The organism is Shewanella sp. Isolate8, from assembly GCF_022398495.1.
In the GTDB taxonomy this organism is placed as follows: domain Bacteria; phylum Pseudomonadota; class Gammaproteobacteria; order Enterobacterales; family Shewanellaceae; genus Shewanella; species Shewanella aquimarina.
In genome coordinates this window covers 2,081,034-2,093,793 of record NZ_JAKEVI010000001.1, presented here as the reverse complement: position 1 = coordinate 2,093,793, position 12,760 = coordinate 2,081,034, and the positions used below count along the sequence as shown (strand labels likewise).

At 52.2% G+C, this 12,760-nt stretch carries 10 protein-coding genes; 8 read left to right on the top strand and 2 right to left on the bottom strand.

Annotation, left to right across the window (positions count from 1 at the left end; all coding sequences use genetic code 11):
• The first annotated feature begins 101 nt into the window (after positions 1-101).
• The 4 genes from L1D43_RS09115 (at position 102) to galK (ending at position 5,878) form a co-directional block, all read left to right on the top strand.
• Positions 102-2,072: a DNA topoisomerase III gene (locus L1D43_RS09115; RefSeq protein WP_239850921.1), complete on the top strand. Its 1,971-nt coding sequence runs from the start codon at positions 102-104 to the stop codon at positions 2,070-2,072.
• Positions 2,073-2,317: 245 nt separating this feature from the next.
• Positions 2,318-3,193: a helix-turn-helix domain-containing protein gene (locus tag L1D43_RS09110; RefSeq protein ID WP_239850919.1), complete on the top strand. Its 876-nt coding sequence runs from the start codon at positions 2,318-2,320 to the stop codon at positions 3,191-3,193.
• A 343-nt stretch (positions 3,194-3,536) separates the two neighbouring features.
• Positions 3,537-4,625, top strand: coding sequence for a UDP-glucose--hexose-1-phosphate uridylyltransferase (locus tag L1D43_RS09105; RefSeq protein WP_239850917.1), 1,089 nt, complete (start codon positions 3,537-3,539; stop codon positions 4,623-4,625).
• A gap of 59 nt (positions 4,626-4,684) precedes the next feature.
• Positions 4,685-5,878: a galactokinase gene (gene galK, locus L1D43_RS09100; protein WP_239850915.1), complete on the top strand. Its 1,194-nt coding sequence runs from the start codon at positions 4,685-4,687 to the stop codon at positions 5,876-5,878.
• A gap of 153 nt (positions 5,879-6,031) precedes the next feature.
• On the opposite strand, the gene L1D43_RS09095 is transcribed toward galK, so the two are convergent.
• Entirely contained in the window at positions 6,032-6,226 is a 195-nt protein-coding gene (locus tag L1D43_RS09095; protein ID WP_239850905.1) for a DUF4250 domain-containing protein, read from the bottom strand.
• A gap of 216 nt (positions 6,227-6,442) precedes the next feature.
• On the opposite strand from L1D43_RS09095, the gene L1D43_RS09090 reads away from it, so the two are divergent.
• From L1D43_RS09090 to L1D43_RS09075, 4 genes are all read left to right on the top strand, one after another.
• Positions 6,443-7,642, top strand: a complete 1,200-nt coding sequence (locus L1D43_RS09090) for a LysR family transcriptional regulator (protein ID WP_345773702.1) — start codon at positions 6,443-6,445, stop codon at positions 7,640-7,642.
• 237 nt (positions 7,643-7,879) lie between these two features.
• Positions 7,880-8,320: a DoxX family protein gene (locus L1D43_RS09085; protein WP_239850903.1), complete on the top strand. Its 441-nt coding sequence runs from the start codon at positions 7,880-7,882 to the stop codon at positions 8,318-8,320.
• A gap of 78 nt (positions 8,321-8,398) precedes the next feature.
• On the top strand, positions 8,399-9,373 hold the full coding sequence (locus L1D43_RS09080; RefSeq protein ID WP_239850901.1) for a glutathione S-transferase family protein: 975 nt from the start codon (positions 8,399-8,401) through the stop codon (positions 9,371-9,373).
• Positions 9,374-9,428: 55 nt separating this feature from the next.
• Positions 9,429-10,316, top strand: a complete 888-nt coding sequence (locus tag L1D43_RS09075) for a class III extradiol ring-cleavage dioxygenase (protein ID WP_239850899.1) — start codon at positions 9,429-9,431, stop codon at positions 10,314-10,316.
• Positions 10,317-10,482: 166 nt separating this feature from the next.
• Here L1D43_RS09075 and L1D43_RS09070 read toward each other — a convergent pair whose 3' ends face one another.
• Positions 10,483-12,168, bottom strand: coding sequence for an AIPR family protein (locus tag L1D43_RS09070; protein ID WP_239850898.1), 1,686 nt, complete (start codon positions 12,166-12,168; stop codon positions 10,483-10,485).
• Between the last annotated feature and the right edge of the window lie 592 nt (positions 12,169-12,760).

The following is a 12,760-nucleotide window of genomic DNA, read 5'->3' as shown; positions in this document are numbered from 1 at the left end:
CAACTAAATTTACATGTAAGCATAAGATTGCTTTTCCTATTTGCGCCAAGGCCACGAGTGGTTTAAAGTTACTGTTAATTTATACAGTAATTGATGTCAGTATGATCCTATACATAGCAGAGAAGCCCAGTCTCGGGCGGGCAATCGCCGATGTGTTACCTAAACCCCACAAGAAGGGCGAGGGCTATATCACGGCGGCCAATGGCGATACCGTCTCCTGGTGCATAGGGCACCTGCTGGAGCAGGCCGAGCCCGACAGCTATGATCCCGCCTTCAAGTCTTGGTCGTTCGACCATCTGCCCATAGTGCCGCAGCAGTGGAAGATGACCCCAAAGAGCAAAACACGGGGACAGCTCAGCGTACTGAGAAAACTGGTCAAGCAGGCCAGCCAGTTGGTGAACGCCGGGGATCCGGACCGTGAAGGTCAGCTGCTGGTGGATGAGGTGATCGCCTATTTGGGGGTCAAGGGCGACAAGCTAGAACAGACCCAGCGCCTACTGGTGAGCGACCTCAACCCCCAGGCAGTGAAACGCGCCCTAGGGCAGCTGCGTAGCAACCGAGAGTTTATCCCCCTGTCGACCTCGGCGCTGGCGCGCTCCCGCGCCGACTGGCTCTATGGCATGAACATGACTCGCGCCTATACGCTCCAAGGCCGTAAGGTGGGCTATCAGGGAGTGCTCTCCGTCGGTCGGGTGCAGACGCCACTATTAGGATTGGTGGTGCGTCGTGATGAGGCTATTGAGAATTTCGTCAGCAAGCCTTTCTATGAGGTGCAGGCCAATCTGTATACCCAAGAGCAGGCGCATTTTAAGGCCAAGTGGCAGCCCAGCGAGGCCTGTCAGCCCTATATGGATGAGGAGGGGCGGGTGCTGTCGCGCCGCCTGGCGGAAAACGTGGTGGGGCGGATCACAGAGCAGCCCGCCAAGGTGACGGATCTGCAGGCCAAAGATAAACAGCAGGGACAACCCTTACCCTATAACCTGTCGTCGCTGCAGATAGATGCGGCGAAACGATTTGGCATGAGTGCCAAGACGGTGCTCGATACCTGTCAGTCCTTGTATGAAAAACATAAGCTGATCACCTATCCACGCTCCGATAGTCGTTATCTGCCTAAGGAGCAGCTGGCTCTGGCGCCAAGGGTGATCGACGCCGTGCTTAAGGGGGCTGGCGAACTCACCGCCCAGTGCACCGCGCCGGATCCCAAGATAGTTTCTAAGGCCTGGAACGATGTTAAGGTGGATGCCCACCACGCCATAGTGCCTACCGAGAAAGTAGCTAATCTGAGTGCCCTGAGCCAGGCCGAGAAACAGATCTACCTGCAAGTGGCGCGTCAGTATCTGGCGCAGTTTTACCCTGTCTATCGCTACCATGAGACTCAGGTTGAGGTGGAGATCGCCGGCGGCCATTTTCATACCAAGGCTAAGCAGGAGATCGCCCCCGGATGGAAGCAACTGTTCCCTAAGCGCAGCGATGACAAGGCCGACGGCGAGGGCGACGAGGCCCTGGCCCTGCTGCCGCCGCTACATAAGGGGCAAGAACTGCACTCTGGTCAGGGAGAGCTTATCGAGAAGCAGACCCAGCCGCCCAAGGCCTTTACCGATGCCAGCCTGCTGAGCGCCATGACGGGGATCAGTCGTTACGTGAGCAACCCAGAGATCCGTAAGATCCTTAAAGAAACCGACGGCCTGGGGACAGAGGCGACCCGCGCCGGGATCATCGAGTTGCTGTTTAAAAGAGGCTTTCTGGCGCGCCAGGGAAAATCTATCGTCTCGACCCCTGTTGGTCGCGGCCTCATCAATAGCCTGCCTGAGTCGGCAACTACGCCGGATATGACGGCGCTGTGGGAGAGTCACCTGGATGCCATCAGTCGTAAAGAAGCCAAGTACCTGAGCTTCATGGCGCCGCTAGTCGAGTCGCTCAACGGGCTTATAATGCAGGCTGGTGCCCAGCTGCCCAAGGCCTTGCAAGGTGTCGAGGCGCCTAAGCGTTCGTTTAAGAAACGTGGCTATGGCAATCGACGCGGCGGTGCGACAGCTACCAAAGGCAAGGCTAGCGGATCAAAACGAGATTGAGCACGTCACCCTGATATTTATATCCTCGATACTGGATGGGAGACTTCCCAAAATAGTGGCTATGACTTCCAGAAAATACCCTAACGAATATTTAACATCAGTCGTTTTCATGCTAGCTACTTGAGTAAGTTTCACTCTGCACCTTCCTGAAAATAAGGTATAACTTCCCGAAAAATAACTTAAGTTTGTGAATCAAGTGTATGTGCGTTAGTTTCGCCTGAGGTGGGTTAACCGGGGTTATCCTTATGTTCGAATGGGTCGAGAAAATTTCGTTTAGTGAAGCCAGTCCGTTAACGGCGCAGGCGCAAGACAATAAGTTTGGCTTTCATCGCAAGCGGCCAGAGGTGATGGCCCACAGCCATTGGCATGGCCATATAGAGATTAACTACCTCTTTGATTGTTCGGCCGATTATTTGATTAACGGTCAGGAGATCTCTGTGCCCGAGGGGCGGATGATCATCTTCTGGGCTTCGATCCCCCATCAGATGACCGCCTGTCATGGTGACGGTGAGATAGTTAATATCTACATTCCGCTGCAGGCCTTCCTCACCTGGATGCTGCCGGGGGAGTTTGTCAGCCAGTTGCTCCATGGCGAGGTGATGGTGTCTGACAGCCTCTATGTGTGCGATCGCCAGCTGACGCAGATCTGGGAGGCGGATATCGCCAGCCAGGAGCCTCTGCTCGCCAGTCAGGTGATCAACGAGATCCGCAATCGTATCCGGCGCATGGCGATAGAGCACTACAGCACCTTTAATCTGGCTCATCGTAGCAGCCATGGGGTCGACAAGCCGGTGTTTGGCGGGCTTAACCATATTCAGACCATGCTGCGTTATATCGCCGACCATTATGATCAGAAGATCACCATAGAGAACGTGGCCATGTCCACCGGGCTGCACAAGAACTATGCGATGAAGCTCTTCAATCGCGTAATGAAAGTCTCAATAAAACAATATATTAACCAGCTACGACTGCAACATGCCCAGGCCTTGCTGATCGATACCGAGAATCCTGTGCTGAACATAGCGCTGGAGGCAGGATTTGGCTCGGTGAGCCGCTTCTATGACATCTTTCAGCGCGAGTTCAACATGTCGCCGCTGGAGTTTCGTCGCCGGGTGGGATGAAGCTATTCTTCCCAAAAGGAGCATTCTGTGCCGTTAGCGTCCCCTTAAAATAGGTAAATCCCTATTGAAAATCTGCTCTTGTTTAGCATGGTGGGTGTCACTCTTTAACCTTTCTTGCCTAGATCACAGAGGGGGAAGTGCTGGATACTCAGTAGTATGTAGGGTGGGCTAAGTACCCGAAGCGTTTAATTTTAGTTGACCACTATTAGTTGTCACTATAAGTGTGGCTTTCTTCTCGCTTGGGTGGTAAATGGGAAACAAAAGGCTCTTTTCAGGAATGACTGTAAAGGGCAACTGGCCGAGCATAGCGATCACTTAAGAACCAAGGATGTAGATCGCTATTATGTTTCAAAAGACCCAAGCTAAGCCGAAGTTTTCAACCGATGAACACCCCCATCGCCGTTTCAATCCTCTCACCGGCGAGTGGGTGTTGCTGTCACCACATAGAAGTAAGCGGCCCTGGCAGGGACAGACCGAGGCGCTGGATCTGACCACGGCGCCCAGTTACGACAGCGAGTGCTTCCTCTGCCCTGGCAATAAACGCATCAATGGCGAGCAAAACCCCAAGTACGACACCACCTTCGTGTTTCAAAACGACTTCGCCGCCCTCAATAGTGAAGGCCCCAAGGCTCAGGGGGAGGATCCGCTGTTTCGCTTCGAGACGGTAGAGGGGGAGAGTCGGGTGCTCTGCTTCTCACCGGATCACAGCCTGACGCTGGCACAGCTCGACCCCGAGGCGATGCAGGCGGTGATCGCCGCCTGGCAGAGCCAGAGCGAGCTATTGGGGCAGAAGTATCTCTGGGTGCAGGTATTTGAAAACAAGGGCGCCGCCATGGGCTGCTCTAACCCCCATCCCCATGGGCAGATCTGGGCCCATAACCACCTTCCAACATTGGTGGCGACTAAGCAGCAGCGCCTTGCGGACTACTATCAGCAGCATCATGGCAACCTACTGGGCGATTATGTCGAACGCGAGCTACAGCAAGAAGTGCGCATTGTGGTGAGCAACCATGATTGGGTGGCGCTTGTGCCTTACTGGGCCAGCTGGCCCTTCGAGACCCTGGTGCTGCCAAGGTTTGATATTAGGCGTATGACCGAGCTGACCGCCGAAACCCGTGAAAGCCTGGGGGAGATCATCGGTGCGCTCACCGTGCGTTACGACAACCTGTTCCAGTGCGCCTTTCCCTATTCCATGGGCTGGCACGGCGCGCCGTTTGATGGCCAGGACCACCCCGAGTGGCGCCTGCACGCTCATTTTTATCCGCCGCTGCTGCGTAGCGCCAGCGTGAAAAAATTCATGGTGGGCTATGAGCTGCTGGCCGAGATCCAGCGGGACATCACCCCAGAGCAGGCTGCCGCGCGCCTGAGGGAACAATCCCCAATCCACTACAAGAGTAGCCATTACAAGAACAGCCACAACAAAAATAGCTAAGGCAAGCAGAGCCAATAAAAACACAGATAAAGCCAGGCTTTAAATAAAAGGACAGAAAGATGAAAAATGGCGAGCTAACTCAAGCCCTTACCTATGCCTTCACCCAGGCCTTCACCCAGGCCTTCGGCCAAGAAGCAGCGTTGGTGGCCTATGCCCCGGGGCGGGTCAACCTGATAGGCGATCATACCGACTACAACCTGGGCTGGGTATTACCAGTGGCGCTCGACAGGGGCACCTGGGTGGCTGCATCACAGCGCGATGATAGCCAGATCCAAGTGGTGGCGAGAGACATGGACAACGAGAAGGTTAGCTTTTCGCTCGATGACCAAGCAATGGCGCAGATGCCACTGGATAGCGTCTCGCCATGGAGCAACTATGTGCGCGGCATGGTGAAGATGCTCAGCGCCTATCTGGCCGAGACGGATCAGCCTCCTCTCAGGGGCGCTAGCCTGATGATTAGCGGCAATCTGCCTAAAGGAGCGGGGCTGAGCTCATCGGCCTCTCTTGAGATGGCGCTTATCAAGGCCTTCGCCGGGCTGTTCGATCTCAAGGTCGACGGCATAAAAGCCGCGCAGCTGGGCCAGCAGGCGGAGAACGATTTTGTCGGCTGTAACTGCGGCATCATGGATCAGCTGATCTCGGCTATGGGGCAGGCGGAGCGCGCCATGCTGCTTGATTGCAGCGATCTCGCTATCAATCAGGTGCCGCTGCCAGAGGATCTAAGGCTGATGATCATCAACTCTAATGTGAAGCGGGCGCTGGTGGGCAGCGAATATAACCTGAGGCGCGAGCAGTGCCAAAAAGTGGCGCAGCATTTCGGTGTGAGCTCTTTGCGGCAGGTGAGCTATGAGCAGCTGTGTCAGGCAGAAGCCTCGCTCGAGCCGACCCTGTTTCGGCGTGCCCGCCATGTGGTGAGTGAAAACGCCCGGGTGCTTGAGATGGCTGAGGCGTTAAGCGCAGGCGACAGCGCCCGCATCGGCGGTCTGATGGCCGCCTCGCATCGCTCGCTGCGAGATGATTTTGCCGTGAGCACTCCTGAGGTGGACTGTCTGGTGGCACTGGTGAGCGAGGTGCTGGGCATGGATGGCGGCGCGCGCATGACTGGCGGCGGCTTCGGTGGCTGCGTGGTCGCCCTGCTGCCAGAGCACAAGATAGCCGAGGTGCGCGAGACAATCGCCGCCGAGTATCAGGCAAAGACTGGGCTGACGGCGGATATCTATCTGTGCCATAGCGGGGCGGGAGCCTTCGCCTAAGCGCCAAAGCCTTCCCTGAAAAGGCGGCCCGGGAACTCGACTGGCGGGTGGCGAGAGATCTTACGCAGATGATGCAAGACAGCTGGTGCTGGCAGTGTCGTAATCCCCAGGGATATAGCTAAATAGCTTCTTAACTCGCTGGCAGGTTAATCGCTATTTGCAGGCCTTGTATTGGTTGCTGATGGGGTCATATTCGAACCCTGATGCCGCCAGTTTCTGCTCCAGCTGAGCGCTGGGAATGTCCAGCTGGTAGAAGAGGTCCTGCTTATCATTACAGTTCAGCCTGAGCTGCTCGTTGACTATGCCCACCAGAATATCGCCGCTTAGTTGGGTTAAGTGGTAGTCCATCTCGTTCTCCTGAGTCTGAGTATGCATCTGTTATAGGTTTAGCCCAGTTTTTATTGGCTGACAACGGTGCGTACGACCTCTGCTGATTGAATTTTTACCCTTAGATTATCTTCAAAAGTTCCATTAAATAGACTACTTTGTCTTTGATTATCAACATATGTTGACTAATTTGGCGACTAATTAAGAACTGATTGAGAACGAATAGGGGAGATGGTCTTGGATAGAATCGACACCATGAAAGCCTTTACCGCCGTGGTGCAGGAGGGCTCCTTCACCAAGGCGGCAGACAGGCTTGGGCTCTCCTCACAGCTGGTCAGCAAGTATGTGTCTCAACTCGAGGAGCATCTCAAGGTTCGCCTGCTTAATCGCACCACGCGGCGGGTTAATGTGACCGAGGCGGGCAGGGCCTATTTCGAGCGCTGTCAGCAGGTGCTTATCGATATAGAGGAGATGGACAATGCCCTGACCAACCTCAGCGAGACCGCCTCGGGTCTGCTTAAGGTCAGTGCGCCGATGTCTTTTGGTATTCACCATCTGCCCAGTGCCCTGGTGCAGTTTCAGCAGCAACACCCAGATGTCAGGCTGGATATCACCCTGACGGACAAGAAGGTGGATCTGCTGGAGGATGGCGTCGATGTGGCGCTGCGTATCGGTCAGCTCTCGAGCTCCTCGCTTATCGCCAAGAAGCTCACCCCGATCAAGCTGGTTGTCTGCGCCTCTCCCGAGTATTTGGCCGAGCGCGGTGAGCCCAAGACCCCGGCGGATCTTATCCATCACAACTATCTGCACTTTAGCTACTCGGATCTGGGCGCGGCCTTCGGTCGATTCGGCGAGCACTTCTCGGCGCTGAAGATCCCAAGCGATCTGGCCTGTAACAACGGCGACATGCTGGTGGAGGCCGCCATCGCCGGTCGCGGCATAGTGGTGCAGCCTACCTTTCTGGTGAGCAAGGCCCTGCGTAGTGGTAAGCTCAAAGCGATCCTCACCGACTATACCCCAGAGCCCTTTGGCCTGTACGCCGTCTATGTGCACCGTAAGTTTCTCGCCAGCAAGGTGCGCTGTTTCGTCGACGCCCTCAGCCAATACTATGGCAAGACTCCTTACTGGGATGCGCTAGATGAGGCCAGCTTTCTCGCWYTRGCCAGCTTYCTCGCWYTRGCCAGCTTYCTCGCWYTRGCCAGCTTTCTCGCTCTGGCCAGCTTTCTCGCTCTGGCCAGCTTTCTCGCTCTGGCCAGCTTTCTCGCTCTGGCCAGCTTTCTCGCTCTGGCCAGCTTTCTCGCTCTGGCCAGCTTTCTCGCTCTGGCCAGCTTTCTCGCTCTGGCCAGCTTTCTCGCTCTGGCCAGCTTTCTCGCTCTAGCTAGCTTTCTCGCATTAGTCAGCTTTCTCGTCCTCAAGCTTTCTGCGTCCGAGCGCTAAGCTGCAAGACTAATGCCCAAGACGTAAGCCCCAAGACTAAAGCTTAAAGACGTAAGCCCCATCTGCCGTCTAGGCTAATTATCGCCATTTTGTTGCTAATCATTAAATGATAGTGATGTTTATCAATTTAACGTTGAGAGCTACATTTACCTCATCGGCAGCGAATGGCTAATGACTTATACCTAATCAAAGTCAAAGGCTAAAGGCTGCAAACCAAACATCTTTGAGGAGATCACTATGAACAAGCAAACGTTAATCAAACTACTTAACAGCGATGCAGGACTGGCCCCCTTAGTACTGCGTCTACCCCTAGGACTCATCTTTGCCGCCCATGGCGCCCAGAAGCTGTTTGGCTGGTTCGGCGGCTATGGCCTGGAAGGCACAGGGCAGTGGATGGCCAGCGTCGGCTTCGAACCCGGTTACCTGATGGCCCTGCTGGCCGGTAGCGCCGAGTTCTTCGGTGGTCTGGCACTGGTGCTGGGTCTGCTGACCCGTCCCGCAGCAATGCTGACCGCCTTCACCATGGCGGTGGCCATGACGCTGCACGTGGGCAACGGCCTGTTTGTCTCTAACAACGGCTACGAGTTTGCCTTGATATTGCTGGCGGCCTCCTTATCTCTGGCGGTGCAGGGCGGCGGACGCTACTCAATCGACAAGCTACTGACCGGTCGTCTCTAAGGTTAGCCAATTTTACGGTAGGGGCGGGTGTAAGAGACTATGCCCCGCATCCTGTTACGGGTTTAGAAGGAGAAGCAGATGTTAGTCGATGGCCGTTGGAATGGAGATTGGCAGCCGGTGCAGGCGAAGGATGATGAGGGGCGTTTCGTGCGTCAGATCTCTAGCTTTCGCAACTGGATAACGCCGACAGGTGAGGCTGGCCCTACGGGTGAGGGCGGTTTTAAGGCGGAGTCTGGTCGCTATCATCTCTATGTCGCCTATATCTGCCCCTGGGCCTCACGTACCCTGATGGTGCGGGCGCTCAAGGGCCTTAGCGAGCATATCAGTGTCAGCGTGGTCAACCCCGTGCTTTCGGAGCAGGGCTGGCAGTTTGGCGGCGCGATTGATAGCAAGGTAGTTGGAGACAGCGACATCCTCAATGGCCACAAGTATCTGCATCAGCTCTATACCCAGGTGGATCCGCACTTTACCGGCCGGGCGACCGTACCCGTGCTCTGGGATAAGCAGCGCCAGGTGATAGTGAATAACGAATCGGCAGACATCATACGCATGTTAAACACCGCCTTCGATCACCTTACCGACTCGGCACTAAATCCGGCATTGGACCTCTATCCAGAGAGGCTGCATCAAGCTATCGATAGCCTGAATGATCGTCTCTATCACGAGTTAAACAATGGCGTCTACAAGGCGGGCTTTGCCACCAGTCAGTTTGCCTACGAAGAGGCCTATCAGGGCGTCTTTAGCCTGCTTGATGAGTTGGAGCAGACCCTGAGCGATGGTCGCCCCTACTTGCTTGGCGAGCAGCTGACCGAGTCGGATATTCGCGCCTTCGTGACCCTGGTGCGCTTCGATGTCGCCTACTATGGCCTGTTCAAGTGCAACCATGAGCTGATCGCCCAGAAGCCGCAGCTACAGGCCTATCTGCAGCGCATCTATGCCCTCGATGGCATCGCAGCCACGGTCAACATCGAGCATATCAAGCAGGGCTATTATTCGATCAAGGCCCTTAACCCAACGGGCATAGTGCCTGTCGGCCCCCAGGTCAGCTTATGACGCCAGGTATGGAGTCGAAAGTGAGTTCAGAAAGAGTTTAAAAGCGAGTTCAAGCATGAGTACAAATATGAGCGCAAGTAAGAGCTTAAGACAGATCTCCCCTGAGGTGAGTGAGCAGCTAAAGGCCGCAACCAGTGCAGGTGTAATGCCGAGCCTGTTCGTCTCCCACGGCTCGCCCATGTTGGCCCTGGATGACAGCGACAACGCCGTCTTTCTCGCCGAGCTGGGTCAGGTGCTGCCAAGGCCCAAGGCGATACTGGTGTTTTCGGCCCACACGGATCTCAGTGGCAAGGTGCGTATTACCTCAAACGAGGCCCCACGCACAGTGCACGACTTCTACGGCTTTCCCGACGCCCTCTATCGAGTCAACTATCCCGCCCCTGGCGCGCCCAAGCTGGCCGACGAGGTCGCTGATCTTCTGCAAACCGCCGGATTTGACGCCGAGTTAGATGATCAGCTTGGCTGGGATCACGGCCTCTGGACGCCGCTGTGCCGTCTCTATCCCGAGGCGGATATCCCTCTGGTGCTGGTCTCTATCGACAGCCGTCAGGGCGCAAACTATCACTACCGCCTGGGACAGGCGATAACATCCCTGCGCACTGACGGCGTATTGGTACTGGGTTCGGGCGGCATCAGCCACAACTTGGGCGAGCTGTTTCGCCGCCCCGGCGACCCGCAAAAGGTAGAGAAGATGCAAAGCTTCGTGAATTGGATCGCCGATAAGCTGACCCAAGGAGATCTGCCCGCGCTGCTGGATGTCGAGCGTCAGGCACCCCACACCAGGTTTAACCACCCCAGCATAGAACACCTTATGCCCTTCTACGTCGCCCTAGGCGCAGGGCAGGGTGAAGGGTTTAATGAGGCTAGCAAGCCCCCACTGCGACTCCACCAAAGCGTCGAACTACAAATCCTCGCCCTCGACACCTACGCTTGGGTTGAGTAACTATCTGAGCGGAGAGGGGTCTTACGAGACATTAATTATATTGGAAATTTTCGAGTTAGACTTTGTGCTTTAATCCACTTGGATCTGATTAATATTTATATGGGTAACGCCGGCCTCAGCCGCCGCTTAAAGCGGTCGGTTGAAGGCTTTTGTTATATGCTTGGGACTATAGAGTAATTTCTTCTGTAAATGCCTTACTTCTGGCGGCATCATAGGGTTTAAGTGTTGTATTTCTTAGCGCTGAGTCTATAACTCCGCAGGCATCAGTAAATAGCTGTATTGCCTTCTTTAAATCAGCTACCTCTTCCGCCATTACTGCATATGCATACCCTTTATCGTTACTTCGCCTTTTCTCCAGGATTTGGAAGGCGATATAAAGAATTTGGTACTTAAATTTCTTGTAGAATCCACGGATCTTCTGCCGTTTAAAAGCATGTTCAATTCGATTAAGAAGAAGTGATGACAAATAATAAACTTCAAGATTTTGACCTTGAACAAACATTCTAGATCTATTGCTTTCTAATAACTCACCAAAATACCTATGAGTGCTTTGTGGCTGCGCAAGCTGAGAAGCAGTATAGGCTCTTATTTGCCCTGCTAGAGTAACTATCTGCCATTTCTTTATTGATGCAGACCCCTCGTATTGCTTAGAACGGCGCTCATAGTGAATAGGATTACTTATAATTTTTGATTTTGCTCTATAAAACTCTTCAAGATCCTTGTGGAAAGGAGCTAATGACTCAAATGCCTCAAGCTTCACCTCGGTCTGTCTATTTGTTGCCTTAATGACACTGTTGGCAAGGTCCTGATCAGTTGTTTCTATTACTTTGATAACTATATTTGTACCATCATTAAAAATGGCTCTATTGTCGAAAATAACGTGGCTAGATTGACAACCGTTGACAATTTGAAAGTCAGTAAGTTTCATTTTTTCGCCAACAGGCTCAACTTTTTTTGCGATAATTGTGATTCCGTTATTCAAAATGCATAAAGCGGCCTGTTTACTTGCACTCTTTATAGTATTCTCTATTTCCGTATTTACAGGATTGCTTCCCTGATAATCCCTAACATTATCGTAGAATAAGCTCTTTTGAAGTCCTCCTTCATTATCGGAGATGAGATTTATGTACTCTTTGGCTGAAATACTACCAACAAACGATTGCCTTACCCCCGCAATTTCAGGCAATGCAACATGCTTTGAAAAGTGAACTTCTTTGATTGTTTTCCTCTTGAGCTCTCTATAAATGTTTTTTAGCTTTTCTGCATCATAAAAATCAAACAAAATACTTGAAAATATATTTTTAGCTCTAATTTCATTGATCTCAAAATCAACCCGCCCTTGGATTGGCTCTGGCTCTTTCCATTCACCTCTAGTTGCGAAGAAAATTTTTAGTACTGGAGGAGAATCGAAGTATATTGACTTGGAGTATATTTTATCCTTTATCTTCCTTAAGTTTGAAATCTGATCATTTTCAGGAATTGCCGGTTTTTTATTAAAAAAACTTTTTATCCCGAATATGAGTGTTCCGACTTGGTCGCCTTTAAATTTTACTGAATTCTTTGTCTGTATAAGGATTATTGAAACATCAAGCGATCCATTTTTTTCTACGAGAAAATCCACCTCTTCTTCATTCGCAATAATATTACCATTGACAATGAATGCGGCTCCATCAAATCCAATGTCATTACCACCTCCAGTTGAAAGGTCTCCAAGATCAAAGTCTCTTGGGTATTGTTTGGATACTAGGCAGTGGTTTACAAAGTGTTCGAAAACTACATCCTCCTTCTCATCTCCAAAATTATTTTCTTGTCTAAAATCTTCAACAAATCCATGTAAAATTTGATCTTTCATTGAGTCCCTCTTCTATAATATGGTTTAAATATAATTCTGGTCATGTGACAACTTAACTTAGTACTAATGCGCGTTTACCTCATTAGATCAGTGAAAACGCGCATTGTTAACCAATTGTATTACAAAGAAATTCATCACCTTTGCTTCAAACACAATACAATAAATGGGGTCAGAGTTAACTTTTTGAGGGATTTGATTGGCGCATGTTGGTTTTTTCATTCCCTGAATGGCGTCGTCGATGTTTGAATCGAGTTGGCCTAGCTCTGTCCTTAACTGGTGATACTTTAATCTATCTTGTTAGTGGCTATCAACATGTTATGTCACATATTTACCTGTTTTTTTCTCGAATAATAATAGCTTGTCTTAGGGAGAGTTCAGTGAGGTTAAATCGAAGAGACGTTAGATATTGAGTGTAGATACGCCAGTGAGCTTCCGAAACAGGGATGTTTCGGTAGAGCCTAAAGGGATTTATTCACGGCGTCTCACGGGTGTATCTGCACATCCCTCGCCGGGCAGGCGTTAGATAGCAATGAAGGTACGACCTTCAAATCACCTTAACAAACGCCAATCCCATTAACGGCGAAAGTAATCA

Bases quoted from the DNA above. Each gene is read 5' to 3' on its own strand.
- L1D43_RS09080 (WP_239850901.1), top strand. From the start codon at position 8,399: ATGTTAGTCGATGGCCGTTGGAATGGAGATTGGCAGCCGGTGCAGGCG.
- galK (WP_239850915.1), top strand. From the start codon at position 4,685: ATGAAAAATGGCGAGCTAACTCAAGCCCTTACCTATGCCTTCACCCAG.
- L1D43_RS09075 (WP_239850899.1), top strand. From the start codon at position 9,429: ATGAGTACAAATATGAGCGCAAGTAAGAGCTTAAGACAGATCTCCCCT.
- L1D43_RS09085 (WP_239850903.1), top strand. From the start codon at position 7,880: ATGAACAAGCAAACGTTAATCAAACTACTTAACAGCGATGCAGGACTG.
- L1D43_RS09095 (WP_239850905.1), bottom strand. From the start codon at position 6,226: ATGGACTACCACTTAACCCAACTAAGCGGCGATATTCTGGTGGGCATA.
- L1D43_RS09105 (WP_239850917.1), top strand. From the start codon at position 3,537: ATGTTTCAAAAGACCCAAGCTAAGCCGAAGTTTTCAACCGATGAACAC.
- L1D43_RS09070 (WP_239850898.1), bottom strand. From the start codon at position 12,168: ATGAAAGATCAAATTTTACATGGATTTGTTGAAGATTTTAGACAAGAA.
- L1D43_RS09115 (WP_239850921.1), top strand. From the start codon at position 102: ATGATCCTATACATAGCAGAGAAGCCCAGTCTCGGGCGGGCAATCGCC.
- L1D43_RS09110 (WP_239850919.1), top strand. From the start codon at position 2,318: ATGTTCGAATGGGTCGAGAAAATTTCGTTTAGTGAAGCCAGTCCGTTA.